This is a genomic window from Nocardiopsis codii (genome assembly GCF_036327455.1).
Classification (GTDB): Bacteria; Actinomycetota; Actinomycetes; order Streptosporangiales; family Streptosporangiaceae; genus Nocardiopsis; species Nocardiopsis codii.
Genome location: NZ_JAUZMY010000002.1, coordinates 129538 through 149268, shown reverse-complemented (window position 1 = coordinate 149268; position 19731 = coordinate 129538). Strand labels below are relative to the sequence as shown.

Annotated in this window: 13 protein-coding genes; all 13 read left to right on the top strand. The window is 68.2% G+C overall.

What is annotated here, in order from left to right; translation table 11 throughout:
- Positions 1-967: 967 nt before the first annotated feature.
- The 13 genes from rpoB to rpsS all read left to right on the top strand — a co-directional run bounded on the left by rpoB (position 968) and on the right by rpsS (position 19713).
- Positions 968-4435, top strand: a complete 3468-nt coding sequence (gene rpoB / locus Q8791_RS02465; RefSeq protein WP_330089895.1) for a DNA-directed RNA polymerase subunit beta — start codon at positions 968-970, stop codon at positions 4433-4435.
- Positions 4436-4469: 34 nt separating this feature from the next.
- Positions 4470-8348, top strand: a complete 3879-nt coding sequence (locus tag Q8791_RS02460; RefSeq protein ID WP_330089894.1) for a DNA-directed RNA polymerase subunit beta' — start codon at positions 4470-4472, stop codon at positions 8346-8348.
- 123 nt (positions 8349-8471) lie between these two features.
- Entirely contained in the window at positions 8472-11591 is a 3120-nt protein-coding gene (locus Q8791_RS02455) for a hypothetical protein (RefSeq protein WP_330089893.1), read from the top strand.
- Positions 11592-12058: 467 nt separating this feature from the next.
- Entirely contained in the window at positions 12059-12430 is a 372-nt protein-coding gene (gene rpsL, locus Q8791_RS02450; RefSeq protein WP_014912437.1) for a 30S ribosomal protein S12, read from the top strand.
- 1 nt (position 12431) lies between these two features.
- Positions 12432-12902, top strand: coding sequence for a 30S ribosomal protein S7 (rpsG, locus tag Q8791_RS02445; RefSeq protein ID WP_267946694.1), 471 nt, complete (start codon positions 12432-12434; stop codon positions 12900-12902).
- A gap of 45 nt (positions 12903-12947) precedes the next feature.
- Positions 12948-15062, top strand: a complete 2115-nt coding sequence (gene fusA, locus Q8791_RS02440) for an elongation factor G (RefSeq protein ID WP_330089892.1) — start codon at positions 12948-12950, stop codon at positions 15060-15062.
- A gap of 80 nt (positions 15063-15142) precedes the next feature.
- A complete protein-coding gene (gene tuf / locus Q8791_RS02435) occupies positions 15143-16336 on the top strand; it encodes an elongation factor Tu (RefSeq protein ID WP_330089891.1) in 1194 nt (397 codons plus the stop codon).
- A gap of 255 nt (positions 16337-16591) precedes the next feature.
- On the top strand, positions 16592-16900 hold the full coding sequence (rpsJ, locus tag Q8791_RS02430) for a 30S ribosomal protein S10 (protein WP_013156110.1): 309 nt from the start codon (positions 16592-16594) through the stop codon (positions 16898-16900).
- A 12-nt stretch (positions 16901-16912) separates the two neighbouring features.
- Entirely contained in the window at positions 16913-17563 is a 651-nt protein-coding gene (gene rplC / locus Q8791_RS02425) for a 50S ribosomal protein L3 (protein ID WP_330089890.1), read from the top strand.
- A gap of 3 nt (positions 17564-17566) precedes the next feature.
- Complete coding sequence (gene rplD / locus Q8791_RS02420; RefSeq protein WP_330089889.1) at positions 17567-18238, top strand: 50S ribosomal protein L4; 672 nt, start codon at positions 17567-17569, stop codon at positions 18236-18238.
- Complete coding sequence (gene rplW, locus Q8791_RS02415) at positions 18235-18525, top strand: 50S ribosomal protein L23 (RefSeq protein ID WP_330089888.1); 291 nt, start codon at positions 18235-18237, stop codon at positions 18523-18525. Before rplD ends, rplW begins: the two co-directional genes overlap by 4 nt.
- 57 nt (positions 18526-18582) lie before the next feature.
- Positions 18583-19422: a 50S ribosomal protein L2 gene (gene rplB, locus Q8791_RS02410; protein ID WP_330089887.1), complete on the top strand. Its 840-nt coding sequence runs from the start codon at positions 18583-18585 to the stop codon at positions 19420-19422.
- A gap of 12 nt (positions 19423-19434) precedes the next feature.
- Positions 19435-19713 (top strand): 30S ribosomal protein S19, encoded by a 279-nt coding sequence (gene rpsS, locus Q8791_RS02405; RefSeq protein ID WP_053616300.1) that lies wholly within the window; start codon positions 19435-19437, stop codon positions 19711-19713.
- The last annotated feature ends 18 nt before the right edge of the window (positions 19714-19731 follow it).

The following is a 19731-nucleotide window of genomic DNA, read 5'->3' as shown; positions in this document are numbered from 1 at the left end:
CCTCCCGTCCCCTCCCCGTCGCTCCCGACCGCGGGTCCGTTCACCGCCCCCTGCCGCGGGCCCGGCCGCATCGCCGGTCCCGCGTCCGCCCCCTCCGCGCTCTCCCGCCCCGTACGCCTCCCCGGCACTCCCCGTCCCGCCCCCTGCGCGGCCCCGGCCCCCGCCCCGCCCCACCCCGCCGCCCGCGTCGGGCGGCCCCCGCGGGCCCGCGGGGGAGGGTCCCTGGTCCCGAGCGCGTGCGACCAAGGTCCCGGGTCCGGGGGCGCGCCGTGTTCCGCCGCTGTTCCCTCCGCCGTGTGTGCGAAGCTGGGGCCGTCCGGGAGATCCAGGTCAGGGGGCACGTGTGCGAACTGTCCCCCGAACGCGGTAATCTCCCGTCCCGGGAATCCCGACGAGGCCTCGGGAGAGGGTTTACCAGCCCCCCGCGGGGGAACCTTTTCCGGTGTCCGTCAGGCTCACAACCCCCTGGTGCCAGGGCAGGCGCGTCAGTCCTTCGATCTCGGTCGAGGGCGGTCCCGTGAGGGTTGCTGAGGGCGACGGACCGGGTCGGTGCGTGACCGGCGAGCTCCCCCCGGGGGAGCCGACGGCCGGACGGCACGAGGCCGGGCACCCGGCGCCGGAGACGGCGGAGGGTGCGGGGCCACGGGCGGAGGTTCTCCGCCACGGGCGGTGCGGGACGACGGCCGGGCTTGACGGATCGCCCTTCACGGGTGATCCTGCCGGTGTCGTGAGTTGCGCTGTGGACCGTGAGTGGACAGCGGTGTGGTGTTCGGCTACACTGCTCTTTTGCGCTGCCCTTTGGTGATCCCTGTGCCGGTGCACGGCTGCCACCCATCCCATTTCTGGACATACGGTGGCCCGTCACCCGCTCGATGTGACCGTCTCAACCGCGTTGCGGCGGTCCTTCTCGTGACGGATCGTCTGGCGTGCGCGCTTCAACCGCCACAAGCCTTCGGAAGGACCCCTGTTGGCAGCCTCGCGCAACGCCTCCGCTAACGCCCTTGGTCCGCACCGCGTTTCTTTCGCCCGTATCCAGGAACCCCTCGAGGTTCCGAACCTTCTGGCCCTGCAGACCGAGTCGTTCGACTGGCTGCTGGGCAACGACAAGTGGAAGACCCGGGTCGAGACGGCCCGAAACGCCGGCCGCAAGGACGTTCCGGAGCAGTCCGGTCTCGAAGAGATCTTCGAGGAGATCAGCCCGATCGAGGACTTCTCGGGCACGATGTCCCTTTCGTTCCGTGACCACCGGTTCGAGCCGCCCAAGTACTCCGAGGAGGAGTGCAAGGACAAGGACATGACCTACTCCGCCCCGATGTTCGTCACGGCGGAGTTCATCAACAACGACACCGGTGAGATCAAGAGCCAGACGGTGTTCATGGGCGACTTCCCGCTCATGACCGTCAAGGGCACCTTCATCATCAACGGCACCGAGCGCGTCGTCGTGTCCCAGCTGGTCCGCTCCCCGGGTGTCTACTTCGACCGGTCCGTCGACAAGACCACCGACAAGGACCTCTTCGGCTGCAAGGTCATCCCGTCCCGCGGTGCCTGGCTGGAGTTCGAGGTCGACAAGCGCGACTTCGTCGGCGTCCGCATCGACCGCAAGCGCAAGCAGGGCGTCACCGTCCTGCTCAAGGCGCTGGGCTGGACCACCGACCAGATCCTGGAGCGGTTCGGCCAGTACGAGTCCATCCGCAACACGCTGGAGAAGGACCCCACGGCGGGCACCGACGACGCGCTGCTGGACATCTACCGCAAGCTGCGCCCCGGAGAGCCGCCCACGAAGGAGTCGGCCCAGGCGCTGTTGGAGAACCTCTACTTCAACCCCAAGCGCTACGACCTGGCCAAGGTCGGCCGCTACAAGATCAACAAGAAGCTCGGCCTCGACGCCGACTACACGCAGGGCACGCTGACCGAGGACGACATCGTCGCCACGATCGACTACATGGTCCGCCTGCACGCGGGCGAGGTGGAGAAGGAGACCGTCAACGGCCTCCGCCCGATCGAGACCGACGACATCGACCACTTCGGCAACCGCCGTCTGCGCACCGTCGGCGAGCTCATCCAGAACCAGGTCCGCCTGGGCCTGGCCCGCATGGAGCGCGTGGTCCGCGAGCGGATGACCACCCAGGACGTCGAGGCGATCACGCCGCAGACCCTGATCAACATCCGCCCGGTCGTCGCCTCCATCAAGGAGTTCTTCGGCACCTCGCAGCTGTCCCAGTTCATGGACCAGACCAACCCGCTCGCGGGCCTGACCCACAAGCGCCGCCTCTCGGCGCTGGGTCCGGGCGGTCTGTCCCGTGAGCGCGCGGGCTTCGAGGTCCGTGACGTCCACCCCTCCCACTACGGCCGCATGTGCCCGATCGAGACCCCCGAGGGTCCCAACATCGGTCTGATCGGCTCCCTGGCGGGCTACGGGCGGGTCAACTCCTTCGGTTTCGTGGAGACCCCGTACCGGAAGATCATCGACGGGCACATCTCCGAGCAGGTCGACTACCTCACCGCGGACGAGGAGGACCTGTACGTCATCGCGCAGGCCAACACGCCGCTGAACCCGGACGGCACCTTCGCCGAGGCCGGTGTGCTCGTGCGCCGTAAGGGCGGGGAGTTCGAGCAGGTCAGCACCGACGAGGTCGACTACATGGACGTGTCGCCGCGCCAGATGGTGTCGGTCGCCACCGCCATGATCCCGTTCCTGGAGCACGACGACGCCAACCGCGCGCTCATGGGCTCCAACATGCAGCGCCAGGCCGTGCCGCTGCTGCGCGCCGAGTCGCCGTTCGTCGGCACCGGCATGGAGTACCGCGCCGCCACCGACGCCGGTGAGGTCATCCTCAACGAGAAGGCCGGCGTCGTCGAGGACGTCACCGCCGACTACGCGACCATCATGGCCGACGACGGCACGCGCAAGACGTACCGCATGGGCAAGTTCCAGCGCTCCAACCAGGGCACCTGCTTCAACCAGCGCCCGATCGTCACCGAGGGCCAGCGGGTCGAGGCCAACCAGGTCCTCGCCGACGGACCCTCCACCGACCAGGGTGAGATGTCGCTCGGCAAGAACCTGCTCGTGGCCTACATGTCGTGGGAGGGCCACAACTACGAGGACGCGATCATCCTCTCCCAGCGCCTGGTGCAGGACGACGTCCTCTCCTCGATCCACATCGAGGAGCACGAGGTCGACGCCCGCGACACCAAGCTGGGCCCGGAGGAGATCACCCGCGAGATCCCCAACGTCAGCGAGGAGGTCCTCGCCGACCTCGACGACCGGGGCATCATCCGCATCGGCGCCGAGGTCGTGGACGGCGACATCCTCGTCGGCAAGGTCACGCCCAAGGGCGAGACCGAGCTGACCCCGGAGGAGCGCCTGCTGCGCGCCATCTTCGGTGAGAAGGCCCGCGAGGTCCGCGACACCTCCCTGAAGGTGCCGCACGGCGAGACCGGCAAGGTCATCGGCGTTCGCGTCTTCAGCCGCGAGGAGGGCGACGAGCTCGCCCCCGGCGTCAACGAGATGGTCCGCGTCTACGTGGCGCAGAAGCGCAAGATCACCGACGGCGACAAGCTCGCCGGCCGCCACGGCAACAAGGGCGTCATCTCCAAGATCCTGCCGCAGGAGGACATGCCCTTCCTGGAGGACGGCACCCCGGTCGACATCATCCTCAACCCGCTGGGCGTGCCCGGCCGGATGAACGTCGGCCAGGTCCTGGAGGTCCACCTCGGGTGGCTGGCCAAGAACGGCTGGCTCGTCGAGGGGGTGGAGGAGGAGTGGCAGAAGTCGCTCCACGCGATCGGCGCGACCGACGTCCAGCCGAACTCGCGCGTCGCCACCCCGGTCTTCGACGGCCTGCACGGTGACGAGCTCAGCGGGCTCATCCAGTCGGTGCGTCCGAACAAGGACGGCAACCGCCTCATCAACAGCGACGGCAAGGCGCGGCTGTTCGACGGCCGCACCGGTGAGCCGTTCGCCGAGCCGATCTCCGTCGGCTACAAGTACATCCTGAAGCTCCACCACCTCGTGGACGACAAGATCCACGCGCGCTCCACCGGCCCGTACTCCATGATCACCCAGCAGCCGCTGGGCGGTAAGGCGCAGTTCGGCGGCCAGCGCTTCGGTGAGATGGAGGTGTGGGCGCTGGAGGCATACGGTGCCGCCTACGCGCTCCAGGAGCTGCTCACCATCAAGTCCGACGACGTGGTGGGCCGGGTCAAGGTCTACGAGGCCATCGTCAAGGGCGAGAACATCCCCGAGCCGGGTATCCCTGAGTCCTTCAAGGTGCTCATCAAGGAGATGCAGTCGCTCTGTCTGAACGTGGAGGTGCTGTCCAGTGACGGTATGTCCATCGAGATGCGGGACAGTGACGAGGACGTCTTCCGCGCGGCGGAAGAACTGGGAATCGACCTGGGGCGGCGAGAGCCCAGCAGTGTCGAAGAGGTCTAACTTCCGCGGATTTCGAGAGCAGGGGACGAATTAAGTGCTCGACGTCAACTTCTTCGACGAGCTGCGGATTGGCCTCGCCACCGCCGACGACATCCGCCAGTGGTCACACGGCGAGGTCAAGAAGCCCGAAACCATCAACTACCGGACCCTCAAGCCCGAGAAGGACGGACTCTTCTGCGAGAAGATCTTCGGTCCGACCCGGGACTGGGAGTGCTACTGCGGCAAGTACAAGCGCGTCCGCTTCAAGGGCATCATCTGTGAGCGCTGCGGCGTCGAGGTGACCCGTGCCAAGGTGCGTCGCGAGCGGATGGGCCACATCGAGCTGGCCGCTCCCGTCACGCACATCTGGTACTTCAAGGGCGTGCCCTCCCGCCTGGGCTACCTGCTGGACCTGGCGCCGAAGGATCTCGAGAAGATCATCTACTTCGCCGCCTACATGGTCACGTGGGTGGACACCGAGGCCCGCGAGCGCGACCTCCAGTCGCTGGAAGCGCGTATCTCCGTCGAGAAGCAGCACCTGGAGCAGCGGCGCGACTCCACCATCGAGGAGCGGCACCGCAAGCTCGAGGCCGACCTGGCCGAGCTCGAGGAGCAGGGTGCCAAGGGCGACGCGCGACGCAAGGTCCGCGAGGGCGCCGAGCGCGAGATGCGCCAGCTCCGCGACCGCGCCCAGCGCGAGATCGACCGCCTCGACGAGGTCTGGAACCGGTTCAAGAACCTCAAGGTCCAGGACCTCGAGGGCGACGAGATGCTCTACCGCGAGATGCGGGACCGCTTCGGGAAGTACTTCCGCGGCGGCATGGGCGCCCAGGCCATCCAGGACCGGCTCGCCAACTTCGAGCTGGACGTGGAGGCCGAGAAGCTCCGCGAGACCATCCGCACCGGCAAGGGCCAGAAGAAGGCCCGCGCCCTGAAGCGGCTCAAGGTCGTCTCGGCGTTCCTCAACACCACCAACAGCCCCATGGGCATGGTGCTGGACTGCATCCCGGTCATCCCGCCGGACCTGCGTCCGATGGTGCAGCTGGACGGTGGCCGCTTCGCGACCTCCGACCTCAACGACCTGTACCGCCGCGTCATCAACCGGAACAACCGCCTCAAGCGGCTGCTCGACCTGGGCGCGCCCGAGATTATCGTCAACAACGAGAAGCGGATGCTCCAGGAGGCCGTCGACGCACTGTTCGACAACGGCCGCCGCGGACGCCCGGTCACCGGTCCCGGTAACCGCCCGCTCAAGTCGCTGTCCGACATGCTCAAGGGCAAGCAGGGCCGTTTCCGTCAGAACCTGCTCGGCAAGCGCGTCGACTACTCCGGCCGTTCGGTCATCGTCGTCGGCCCGCAGCTGAAGCTGCACCAGTGCGGTCTGCCCAAGCAGATGGCCCTGGAGCTCTTCAAGCCGTTCGTGATGAAGCGCCTGGTCGACCTGAACCACGCGCAGAACATCAAGAGCGCCAAGCGCATGGTGGAGCGGTCCCGCCCCGTCGTGTGGGACGTGCTCGAAGAGGTCATCACCGAGCACCCGGTGCTGCTCAACCGCGCACCGACCCTGCACCGCCTGGGCATCCAGGCCTTCGAGCCGCAGCTGGTCGAGGGCAAGGCCATCCAGATCCACCCGCTCGTCTGCACGGCGTTCAACGCCGACTTCGACGGTGACCAGATGGCCGTGCACCTGCCGCTGTCCGCCGAGGCCCAGGCCGAGGCGCGGCTGCTGATGCTGGCGACCAACAACATCCTCAAGCCGTCCGACGGCAAGCCCGTGACCATGCCCACCCAGGACATGATCATCGGCCTGTTCTACCTGACGACGGAGAAGACCGACGCCAGGGGCGAGGGACGTGCGTTCCGCTCCCCGGCCGAGGCGATCATGGCCTACGACCTGGGCGACCTCGACCTGCAGGCGAAGATCCGCCTGCGGATCGCCGACGGCGCCCCGGCGCCGAAGGACTGGACGCCTCCGGAGGGCTGGCAGCAGGGCGACGTGTACGTCCTGGAGACGACCCTGGGGCGTTACCTCTTCAACGAGACCACCCCGGTCGACTACCCGTACGTCAACTTCCAGGTGGGCAAGAAGCAGGTCTCGGTCCTGGTCAACGACCTCGCCGAGAACTACCCCAAGGTCCAGGTCGCCACGACCCTGGACGCCCTGAAGGACGCGGGCTACCACTGGGCCACCAGGTCCGGCCTGACCATCGGTATCGAGGACGTCGTCGCGCCGCCGCGCAAGGCGGAGATCCTCGAGGGGTACGAGCGCAAGGCCGACAAGATCCAGCGCGAGTACGACCGCGGTCTCATCACCGACGACGAGCGCCGCCAGGAGCTCACCGAGGTGTGGACCCAGGCCACCGCCGAGGTCGCGCAGAACATGGAGGACAACTTCCCCGCCGACAACCCGGTGTGGATGATGGTCCAGTCCGGCGCCCGAGGCAACCCGATGCAGGTGCGCCAGATCGCGGGTATCCGCGGCCTGGTCTCCAACACCAAGGGTGAGACGATCCCGCGTCCGATCAAGTCCTCCTACCGTGAGGGCCTGTCGGTGCTGGAGTACTTCATCTCCACGCACGGTCAGCGCAAGGGCCTGGCGGACACCGCGCTGCGTACCGCCGACTCGGGTTACCTGACCCGTCGTCTGGTGGACGTCGCGCAGGACGTCATCGTCCGCGAGATCGACTGCGGCACGGACCGTTCGATCTGGCACGAGATCGGTGAGAAGAACGCCGCCGGCGTCGTCGTGCGCAAGCACAACGTCGAGAACACCGGTTTCGGCCGCACCCTCTCCGAGGACGCTGTGGGAGCGGACGGCAAGGTCGTCCTGCCCACGCTGAGCGACACCTCCGAGCAGAACATCGACACGCTGATCGCGGCCGGGTTCACCCGGGTGCGCATCCGCTCGTCGCTGACCTGCGAGGCCAAGATCGGCGTCTGCACCACCTGCTACGGCCGCTCCATGGCGACCGGCAAGCCGGTGGACGTCGGCGAGGCGATCGGCATCATCGCGGCCCAGTCCATCGGTGAGCCCGGCACCCAGCTGACCATGCGTACCTTCCACATGGGCGGTTCCGCCGGTCAGGACATCACGCACGGTCTGCCCCGTGTCCAGGAGCTCTTCGAGGCCCGCATCCCCAAGGGTGTGGCCCCGATCTCCGAGATGGAGGGCCGGGTCCGGATCGACGACACCGAGAAGAGCCGCAAGATCGTCGTCATTCCCGACGACGGCACGGACGAGATCGCCTACCCGGTCCCGATGCGTGCGCAGCTCCTCATCAGCGACGGCGACCACGTCACGGTCGGCCAGCAGCTGATCCAGGGTGCGATCAACCCGCACGAGGTTCTTCGCATCCAGGGCCCGCGCGCGGTGCAGCAGCACCTCGTGTCGGAGGTCCAGGAGGTGTACAAGTCGCAGGGTGTGTCCATCCACGACAAGCACATCGAGATCATCGTCCGCCAGATGCTCAAGCGGGTGAACATCCTGGAGTCCGGCGACACCGAACTCCTGCCCGGTGAGATGGTCGAGCGGCCGAAGTTCGAGCGGATCAACCGCCGGGTCGTCTCCGAGGGCGGACAGCCCGCGGCCGGACGCCCGGTGCTGCTGGGGATCACCAAGGCCTCGCTGGCCACGGAGTCCTGGCTGTCGGCGGCCTCCTTCCAGGAGACCACCCGGGTGCTCACCGAGAACGCCATCCACGGCAAGAGCGACCCGCTGCTCGGCCTCAAGGAGAACGTCATCATCGGTAAGCTCATCCCGGCCGGTACCGGTATTCCGCAGTACCGCAACATCCGGGTGGAGCCCACCGAGGAGGCGAAGGCCTCGATGTACTCGGTCTCCGGGTACGAGGAGCCGAGCGAGTACACCTTCGGTCAGGGATCCGGCGAGGCCGTCCCGCTGGAGGAGTACGACTTCGGGCCGTACAACCGGTAGAAGCGGTTTGAACTGACGGCGGCGGCCAGCCACTCCCGACCGGGAGCGGTGCCGCCGCCGTTCCGCGTACAGGATCCGCTCAGGCGGACGGGGAGACGGCGCTACTGCGCCGGCGGGAGAGGCATGACTGAACACGGGGGCGGACGGGACTCCGGTGCGGGGGACTGGTTCAAGCCGAGCGAGAACCGCTACCGCACGCAGTCGGAGTACCAGGACCCGCTCGAGGGTGAGGAAGCCGAGGAGAACACCGAGACGGTGTTCCCCGACAGCGGGGGTTACGCGGGGCTGAGCGCGTCGCGCCCGGCCCTGGTCGAGCCGTACCCGGAGGCGCTGGGCGGTCCGCCGTCCGGGGGTTCCGCGACGTCGAACTCGATCTCCTACCCGGGGGCGGGGCTGTCGTCGTACCAGCCGCTGACCCGGGTGCCGGGGGAGCAGGAGGAGCCCAGCCTGCCCAGTGTGGCGGCCAGCGCCCAGGTCCCCCTCCCGTCCGAGGACCCGGCCGAGGGACCCGGCGGTCGCATGGACTCCTGGGCCGCTCCCCGGACGGACAGGACCGTCGGCGGAGCGGACGCGCCCGCCGACCGGGAGGACGTGTGGCCGACGGGCCTGAACGACGCGCAGTCCGCAGCCCCGGGTGAGGGGGCCTTCCACGGCGCCGGGTACTCCGGCCAGGACCGGGCCTCCGACGCCTGGAGGGACGACGATCCCCTCGGCGCGCCGCGCGGTTCCGCCGCGTGGGACGCCGACGCCCCGCTGGGCGGGGCCGACGAGCGCGGCCGGGACACGTGGGGCCAGGACGGCCCCGCCGCAGGGGCCGGCGAACGCGCAGGAGACGCCTGGGGCGGCGCCCCGGCGGACAGCTCCGACGCACCGGACCACGACGCGTGGCGTACCGACGCCCCCGAGCGCGGCTTCGGGGAGGAGGACCGGGAGGCATGGGCCCCGGCCCCCGCCCGGGACGCCGAGGCCTGGACACCGGACCCGGTCGGCGACGCCCGCCCCTGGGACGACGCGCCCGACGACCGCAGCGGCTCCGCCGCACCCGCGGAGGGTCCCGCGGCGTGGGACGCCGACGCCCCCCGCGGTTCCGCGGCGTGGGAGCCCGATGCCTCGCGCGGTTCCGCCGCGTGGGACGCCGATGCCTCGCGCGGTTCCGCCGCGTGGGACGCAGACGCTCCGCTGGGCGGGACGGACGAGCGCGGCCGGGGCGCGTGGGACCCGGACAGCCGACCCGACGAGCGTGCCGGGGCCCCCTGGGGAGCCGACGCTCCCGCCGGGCGCCCCGACGACCACGACACCGGCCACTGGACCCCCGGGGCCCCGGAGGGCGGTACGGCCTCCTCCGGGTTCGGCGCACCCGACCGCGTGGCGTCCGACGCCGACGCGTCCGACGCCCGTCCCTGGGACGACGAGCCTGCGGGCGCCGGCGGCCCCGAGACGTGGGCTCCGGCCCCCGGCCGGGACGACGACGCCTGGACACCGGGCACCTCCCCCGAGACCCGGTCCTGGGAACCCGACCCCGCCCTGGGCGGTGTCGGCGAGCCGGTCCGGGACACCTGGGGAGACGACGCCCCGGCCGGCCGCTCCGACGACCCCGAGCGCTGGTCGCCCGACGCCCCGGTGGGAGGCGCGGCCTCCTCCGGGTTCGGCGCGTCCGACCCCCTGGCGTCCGACACCCGCCCGTGGAACGACGGGCTCGGCGGTGGACCGACCGACTCCTGGAAGCCCTCCGCCGAAGGAGGGGACCGCTCCTGGGACGACGCACCCGCGGGCGGCTCGGACCGGCCCTGGGACGACGCACCCTCCGGTTACCGTGCCGCCGACTCCGCGGACCGCCCCTGGGACGAGGACCGGGGCACCGACTCCGCCGGATGGGGCACGGGCGCCACGGCCTCCGACACGACGGCGGACCGGGCCGGAGCCGCCCCGGCGGCCCCTCTCTGGGACGACGAGCTCTCCGACGACCGCGGTACGGCCGACTGGGGGGCCGACGCCCCGGTCGACGGCTCCGCGGGGACCGGACCCGACTCCTGGAACGCCGCTGCCCGTCACGGGGCCGAAACGTACGGCGCGCCGTACGACACCCGTGCCACCGCCGACGGCGGCCGGTCCTGGGACGACGACGAACTCGGATCGGACTCCTGGGGGGCCTCCGCCGACCGCGGCGCGCCCTCCGACGCCGCCTGGGACGCGCCCGACGGCGCCACCGCCGGGCCGGACGGCGACTCCTGGAGGTCCACGTCCACCGAGACGAACGACCTGGACTCCTGGGCGCCCGCCCGGGACACCGGTGACACGTGGTCCGGCGCGGGGACCAACGAGTCGTGGACCGACGGCTACGACGACGAACTGTCGCCGCCGACCCCCGACCAGAGCACCCTCGGCTCGGGGAGCGGCAACACCTGGGCGTTCGACCGCAACGACCCCCGGCTCCCCGACGTGGTCCGCGAGGCCGAGGAGCGCCGACGCGAGTCCGCGGGGACACCGGACAGGAACACCTGGGGCGGTTCCGCCACGGACCCCGAACCCTCCGAATGGAGCTCGGCCGACCAGGATCCGGACGCGGACGACCGCTGGGACGGGACCGGCGCCGACGAGGGGCGGACCTCCGTCCCGGCGTCGGACGACCCCCTGGCCGCGATCGCCGACATGCAGTCGCGCGCCCGGTCCAGGGAGGCCGGCGGGTTCGCGGACGAGGAACCGCAGGACGCCCCGGCACGCCGTGGGGGCTTCGCCGACGACGACGTCCCCGACGGCGCCACGCAGGTGTTCGAGGCGCCCAGCATCCCCGAGGACACCTGGGAGCACGACGAGCCCGAGCCGTCCGGTGAGAGCGAGTACGACGACGGCTTCACCCCGGCCGACTACGGAATGCCGGAGGCGCCCGCCTCGCGCAGGCGCCGCAAGGACCGCATCGCCGAGGACTTCCCCGGCTTCGTGGACCGCCCCCTGGGCGGAGAGCTCGGCGACCCGTACCCCGGCTACGACAGCATCGACTTCCTGCCGGACACCGAGCGGGGGGCGACCGTCACCCTGTGGCTGGGCATCGCGTCCCTGCTCCCCGGCATCGGTCTGGTCACGGCGCTCCTCGCGCTCCTGATCACCGGTCCCAAGGCCAAGAAGGCGATCCGCGCCTCGCGGGGGGAGCTGGACGGCCTGGGCCTGATCACCGTCGGCACGGTGTTCGCGGTGCTCGGCATCCTGGTGACGGTGATCTCCGTCGCGATCTGGCTGGTCCTGTAGCGCCGGGGCCGCTCCTCCACCACAATGGGTCCGGGGGAGCGGCCGCCGGTTTCGGCCGCCCACCAACGGTATCCGGGGGACCCCTGGGCGAAGCGCCCCCGGGAGCGCGTAGACTGGCGGTGACCCACGGCTACGCGAGAACCGGTTCCATGATTCTCGCCATGTCGCACACCGTTTTGACCGCCCAGACGGTAAACGGTAGCCTGTGTGATTGTGCCCGTGAGTCGACGGGTCACACGTGTGTGTGCGGCGCCCCGGTCCCACCAGGTGAGGACGTAGGGCGCGCCACGCAAGTGAACCCCCTCCCATGATCGGCCTCCGGCCGGATGTGTTCGGTTTTTTGCTGTGCGCGACAACCAGCGCGACACGCCCGACCACGTGGGTCGGGGAGGTTCGGGAAATTCAGCAGGTCAATAGCGATATCGGCTACGAGAACCGGCGTAGGTCACGAGGAAGACGGAGACGCGGTGCCCACCATCCAGCAGCTGGTCCGCAAGGGCCGACAGGACAAGGTCGCAAAGAACAAGACCCCGGCGCTGAAGGGGAGTCCGCAGCGTCGTGGTGTGTGCACGCGTGTCTACACCACTACGCCGAAGAAGCCGAACTCCGCTCTGCGTAAGGTCGCTCGCGTCAAGCTGAGCAGTGGCATCGAGGTCACGGCCTACATTCCCGGCATTGGTCACAACCTCCAGGAGCACAGCATCGTGCTCGTTCGCGGTGGTCGTGTGAAGGACCTGCCGGGTGTCCGCTACCGAATTGTCCGCGGTTCGCTCGACACCCAGGGTGTCCGGGGCCGCAAGCAGGCGCGTAGCCACTACGGCGCCAAGAAGGAGAAGTAAGATGCCGCGCAAGGGCCCGGCGCCGAAGCGCCAGCTCATCACCGACCCGGTCTACGGCTCGCCGCTCGTCACCGCACTCATCAACAAGGTGCTCCTCGACGGCAAGCGCTCCATCGCTCAGAGCGTCGTCTACGACGCCCTCGAGGGCGCTCGCGAGAAGACCAGCCAGGACCCGCTCGTCGTTCTGAAGCGAGCCCTGGACAACGTCAAGCCCGCGCTGGAGGTCCGCAGCCGCCGTGTCGGTGGCGCGACCTACCAGGTGCCGGTCGAGGTTCGCGCCTCCCGGTCCACCACGCTGGCCCTGCGCTGGCTGGTCTCCTACGCGCGTCAGCGTCGTGAGAAGACCATGACCGAGCGTCTGATGAACGAGCTGGTCGACGCCAGCAACGGTCTCGGCGCGGCTGTCAAGAAGCGTGAGGACACGCACAAGATGGCCGAGTCGAACAAGGCCTTCGCCCACTACCGCTGGTAACCCCGCGGCGATTCGATTCCTTGAGACCGAGGGAAGACGAGCCTCATGGCTGCTAAGACTGCGCTTGACCTGGCCAAGGTCCGCAACATCGGGATTATGGCCCACATCGACGCGGGCAAGACCACCACGACTGAGCGGATCCTCTACTACACCGGTGTGACCCACAAGGTGGGTGAGGTCCACGATGGCGCCGCCACGATGGACTGGATGAAGGAGGAGCAGGAGCGGGGTATCACCATTACCTCGGCTGCTACCACCACGCACTGGGACGACCACACGATCAACATCATCGACACGCCCGGCCACGTCGACTTCACGGTCGAGGTCGAGCGGTCGCTGCGTGTCCTCGACGGTGCCGTCGCGGTGTTCGACGCCAAGGAAGGCGTCGAGCCCCAGTCCGAGCAGGTCTGGCGTCAGGCTGACCGCTATGGCGTTCCGCGTATCTGCTTCGTCAACAAGATGGACAAGATCGGCGCCGAGTTCCAGCGCTGTGTCGACATGTTCCGTGAGCGCCTCGGCGCGAACGCCATGCCCATCCAGCTGCCGATCGGTGCCGAGAGCGACTTCAAGGGCGTCATCGACCTGGTCCTGATGAAGGCCTACGTCTGGAACGAGGAGGCCGCGCTCGGCGAGATGTACGACACGGTCGACATCCCCGACACCCACGCGGAGGCCGCTCGCGAAGCCCGCGAGGCGTTCATCGAGGTGCTGGCCGAGGCCGACGACTCGATCATGGAGCTGTACCTGGAGGGCAAGGAGCCCACCGTGGAGCAGCTGGTCCCGGCCATCCGCCGCGCGACCATCGCCGGTACCGCGATCCCGATCGTGTGCGGCACCGCGTTCAAGAACAAGGGCGTCCAGCCCCTGCTCGACGCGGTCACGGCGTACCTCCCCTCGCCCCTGGACGTGGACGCCATCGAGGGCCACGACCCCAAGGACGAGACCGAGGAGACCAAGCTCTCCCGCAAGCCGAGCGTCGACGAGCCGATGTCCGCCCTGGTCTTCAAGATCATGAGCGACCCGCACCTGGGCAAGCTGACCTACGTGCGCATCTACTCCGGCGTCCTTGTGACCGGCACCGCGGTGCTGAACAGTCTCAAGGGCCGCAAGGAGCGGATCGGCAAGATCTACCGCATGCACTCCAACAAGCGTGAGGAGATCGGCGAGGCCGGCGCGGGCGACATCGTCGCGGTCATGGGTCTGAAGGACACCACGACCGGCGAGACGCTGTGCGACCAGGCGGCTCCGATCGTCCTGGAGTCCATGACGTTCCCGGCTCCGGTCATCGAGGTGGCCATCGAGCCCAAGACCAAGAGCGACCAGGAGAAGCTGGGCATCGCGATCCAGCGTCTCGCGGACGAGGACCCCTCGTTCCAGGTCGCGACCGACGACCAGACCGGTCAGACCGTCATCTCCGGTATGGGCGAGCTGCACCTCGAGGTCCTCGTCAACCGCATGCGCGACGAGTTCAAGGTCGAGGCGAACATCGGTAAGCCCCAGGTGGCCTACCGCGAGACCATTCGCAAGAAGGTCGAAGGCCACGTCTACACCCACAAGAAGCAGACCGGTGGGTCGGGCCAGTTCGCCAAGGTCAAGATCGACGTCGAGCCCCTGATCGTCGAGGGCGGCGACGCCTCCGGCTACGAGTTCGTCAACGCGGTCACCGGTGGACGCATCCCGCGGGAGTACATCCCGTCGGTCGACGCCGGTGCCCAGGAGGCCGCTGAGCTGGGTGTGCTCGCGCACTACCCGCTCGTCGGCGTCAAGGTGACGCTCCAGGACGGCCAGTACCACGAGGTCGACTCCTCCGAGATGGCCTTCAAGACCGCGGGTTCGATGGCCTTCAAGGAGGCCGTCAGGCTCGCGAAGCCGACTCTTCTCGAGCCGGTCATGGCCGTGGAGGTCACCACCCCTGAGGAGTACATGGGTGACGTGATCGGCGACCTGAACTCCCGCCGTGGACAGATTCAGTCCATGGACGAGCGTTCCGGCGTCCGCATCGTCAAGGCCCAGGTACCCCTCTCTGAAATGTTCGGCTACGTGGGTGACCTGCGCAGCCGTACCCAGGGTCGCGCCAACTACTCGATGGTGTTCGACTCCTACGCGGAGGTTCCGTCCGCTGTCGCCCAAGAAATTGTGGCGAAGGTTCGCGGCGAATAGCCGCGAACACGTAACCGGCTCGCTCCCCGTCCACGCGGGGGGCGAGCACCAGATAGCTCTGTACGTCTAGGAGACATCCAGTGGCGAAAGCAAAGTTCGAGCGGACTAAGCCGCACGTCAACATCGGCACCATCGGTCACATTGACCACGGCAAGACCACGCTGACCGCGGCCATCACCAAGGTGCTGCACGACGCGTACCCGGACCTGAACCCGTTCACGCCGTTCGAGGACATCGACAACGCTCCTGAGGAGCGCGAGCGCGGTATCACGATCTCCGTCGCCCACGTCGAGTACCAGACCGAGGCGCGTCACTACGCCCACGTCGACTGCCCCGGCCACGCCGACTACGTGAAGAACATGATCACGGGTGCCGCGCAGATGGACGGCGCCATCCTGGTCGTGGCCGCGACCGACGGCCCGATGCCGCAGACCAAGGAGCACGTGCTCCTGGCCCGCCAGGTCGGCGTGCCGTACATCGTCGTGGCTCTGAACAAGTCCGACATGGTCGACGACGAGGAGATCTTCGAGCTCGTCGAGCTCGAGGTCCGTGAGCTCCTCAGCGAGTACGAGTTCCCCGGCGACGACGTTCCCGTCACCAAGGTCTCCGCGCTCAAGGCGCTGGAGGGCGACGAGGAGTGGGGCAAGTCCGTCCTGGAGCTCATGAGCACCGTGGACACCTACATCCCCGAGCCCGAGCGTGACACGGACAAGCCGTTCCTCATGCCCATCGAGGACGTCTTCTCGATCACCGGTCGCGGCACCGTCGTCACCGGTCGTATCGAGCGCGGCATCGTGAACGTCAACGAGACCGTCGACATCGTCGGTATCAAGGACGACAAGCAGACCACCACCGTCACCGGTGTTGAGATGTTCCGCAAGCTGCTCGACCAGGGCCAGGCCGGCGACAACGTCGGGCTGCTCCTGCGCGGCATCAAGCGCGAGGACGTCGAGCGCGGCCAGGTCGTGATCAAGCCCGGCACGACCACCCCGCACACGGAGTTCGAGGCGAACGTCGTCATCCTGTCCAAGGACGAGGGCGGACGGCACACGCCGTTCTTCAACAACTACCGCCCGCAGTTCTACTTCCGCACCACCGACGTCACCGGCGTCGTGACGCTGCCGGAGGGCACGGAGATGGTCATGCCCGGTGACAACACCGAGATGACCGTCAACCTGATCCAGCCGGTCGCGATGGAAGACGGTCTGCGGTTCGCCATCCGTGAGGGTGGCCGCACCGTGGGCGCGGGTCGCGTCACCAAGATCCTCAAGTAGTACGCATGCCGGGGGCGGCCCCCTGAGGAGCCGCCCCCGGCGTGGTGGGCGAGACCGTGCTCGCACGGTCCGCCCACCGCACACACAAGACGTCATCGGGCACTGTGACGGTGACGCACCGCAGGGGCAAGCCCTGTTGCGGTTTCTCAAGGGAATAGGGGCTCACGGCCACACGGCGGATTCCGTCAGGCCTGGGCTTCTGTGACCGGGACAGATCACCGTTACGGACACTGAAGCGAAGGACGAACAGGCCATATGGCGGGACAGAAGATCCGCATTCGGCTAAAGGCCTATGACCACGAGGTCATCGACAGCTCGGCGCGCAAGATCGTTGAGACTGTGACGCGAACTGGCGCACAGGTCGCGGGCCCGGTGCCGCTGCCGACGGAAAAGAACGTTTACTGCGTTATCCGATCGCCGCACAAGTACAAGGACTCGCGCGAGCACTTCGAGATGCGCACCCACAAGCGGCTGATCGACATCATCGACCCCACGCCGAAGACGGTCGACTCGCTCATGCGACTCGACCTCCCGGCTGGCGTTGACATCGAGATCAAGCTTTAAGGACGCACTGACATGGCCACCAAGCAGATCAAGGGAGTTCTGGGCGAAAAGCTCGGCATGACCCAGGTCTTCGACGACGCGGGCAAGATGGTGCCTGTGACGGTTCTGAAGGCCGGTCCGTGCGTCGTGAGCCGCATCCGGACTCCGGACACCGATGGCTACTCGGCTATCCAGCTGGGCTACGGGCAGATCAACCCGCGCAAGGTCAACAAGCCTCTCGGCGACTACCTGCGCAAGAACGACCTGACCCCGCGCCGGCACTACGTCGAGGTCCGCACGACCGACGCCTCCGAGTACACGCTCGGCCAGGAGGTCGCCGTGGACAGCTTCGAGAGCGGCCAGACGGTCGACGTCACGGGCAAGAGCAAGGGCAAGGGCTTCGCGGGTGTGATGAAGCGCCACGGTTTCCGTGGTCTCTCCGCCTCGCACGGTACCCAGCGCAAGCACCGCTCGCCCGGTTCCATCGGCGGCTGCGCCACGCCCGGCCGCGTTTTCAAGGGCATGCGGATGGCAGGGCGCATGGGCAACGTGCGCAAGACCGTCCAGAACCTGACCGTTCACTCTGTGGACGCGGAGAAGGGCCTCATCCTGGTCAAGGGTGCTGTCCCCGGTCCCAACGGCGGTCTGGTGCTCGTCCGCACCGCTGTGAAGGGGGACAAGTAAGCCATGGCCCAGATCGAGGTCAAGAACCCCGAGGGCGCCGCTCAGGGCAGTGTCGAGCTGCCTGAGAGCGTCTTCGCCCAGCAGGTCAGCATTCCGCTCCTGCACCAGGTCGTGAACGCTCAGCTGGCCGCCGGCCGCCAGGGCACCCACGCCACCAAGACCCGCGGCGAGGTTCGCGGCGGTGGCAAGAAGCCGTACCGCCAGAAGGGCACCGGCCGGGCCCGTCAGGGTTCCATCCGCGCCCCTCAGTACACCGGCGGTGGCACGGTCCACGGACCGCAGCCGCGCGACTACAGCCAGCGCACCCCGAAGAAGATGAAGGCCGCCGCCCTGCGCGCAGCCCTCTCGGACCGGGCCACGCACGGCCGTATCCACGTCATCAGCCACTTCGTGGCCGAGGACGCGGGCAGCAAGCTCACGCAGAACGCTCTGAAGGCGCTGCGTCAGGTCACCGAGTCCGACAAGGTCCTGGTTGTCCTGGCCCGCGACGACGAGCACAACCGGCGCGCCCTGCGCAACCTCGAAGAGGTGCACATCCTCGACGCGAACCAGGTGAACACCTACGACGTCCTCTACTCGGACGACGTGGTCTTCACCGAGGCGGGCTACGCCGAGTTCCTGGCCCACGCGGCCGGCACCTCCAAGGCCGCTCAGTCCGAGGAGGACGACCAGTGAGGATCGCCGACCACCGGGACATCATCGTCGAGCCGGTGATCTCCGAGAAGAGCTACGGGCTCATGGACGAGAACAAGTACACGTTCATCGTCAAGCCCGACGCCAACAAGACCCAGATCAAGATCGCGATCGAGAAGATCTTCGAGGTGAAGGTCACGAGCGTGAACACGATCAACCGGAAGGGCAAGCGCAAGCGGACCCGTTTCGGTTTCGGGAAGCGTCCTGACACGAAGCGCGCGATCGTCGGCCTCGCCGAGGGCGACCGGATCGACATCTTCGGTCGGTGACCTTTCCGGGTCTGACCGCTACACACCAAGCAACACGTAAAGGAATGCGCGAAGAAGATGGGCATTCGTAAGTACAAGCCGACGACACCGGGTCGTCGCGGTTCCAGCGTGAGCGACTTCGTCGAGATCACGCGCTCGGAGCCGGAGAAGTCCCTGGTGCGTCCTCTGCACTCCAAGGGCGGGCGTAACGGCCACGGCCGTATCACGACCCGTCACCAGGGTGGTGGCCACAAGCGCGCCTACCGCGTGATCGACTTCCGTCGTCACGACAAGGACGGCGTGCCGGCCAAGGTCGCTCACATCGAGTACGACCCGAACCGCACCGCTCGCATCGCACTGCTCCACTACGTGGACGGTGAGAAGCGCTACATCCTGGCACCCGCCGGTCTCAAGCAGGGCGACAGGGTCGAGAACGGCCCCCAGTCCGACATCAAGCCCGGCAACTGCCTCCCGCTGCGCAACATCCCCACGGGTACGTTCGTGCACGCGGTCGAGCTGAAGCCGGGTGGTGGCGCCAAGCTGGGCCGCTCCGCCGGTTCCCAGATCCAGCTCCTCGCCAAGGAGGGCCGGTACGCCACGCTGCGTATGCCCTCCGGTGAGATGCGCATGGTGGAGATCACCTGCCGCGCCACCGTTGGGCAGGTCGGCAACGCCGAGCAGTCCAACATCAACTGGGGCAAGGCCGGTCGTAACCGCTGGAAGGGCAAGCGCCCGACCGTCCGCGGTGTCGTGATGAACCCGGTCGACCACCCGCACGGTGGTGGTGAGGGCAAGACCTCCGGTGGACGACACCCGGTCAGCCCCTGGGGCAAGAAGGAAGGCCGGACCCGGGCCAAGAACAAGGCCAGCGACAAGCTGATCGTGCGGCGTCGGCGTAGCGGTAAGAAGAAGCGGTAAGGAGCACGTCTGATGCCACGTAGCCTTAAGAAGGGTCCCTTCGTCGACGACCACCTCATCAAGAAGGTGGAAGTTCAGAACGAGAAGGGGACCAAGAACGTCATCAAGACGTGGTCCCGGCGGTCCATGATCGTCCCGGAGATGATCGGTCACACGATCGCCGTCCACGATGGCCGCAAGCACGTCCCCGTGTTCGTGTCCGAGTCGATGGTCGGCCACAAGCTCGGTGAGTTCGCTCCCACGCGTACTTTCCGTAGCCACGTCAAGGAAGACCGCCGTAGCCGCCGTTAGCGGTTGCAGCAGGAGAAC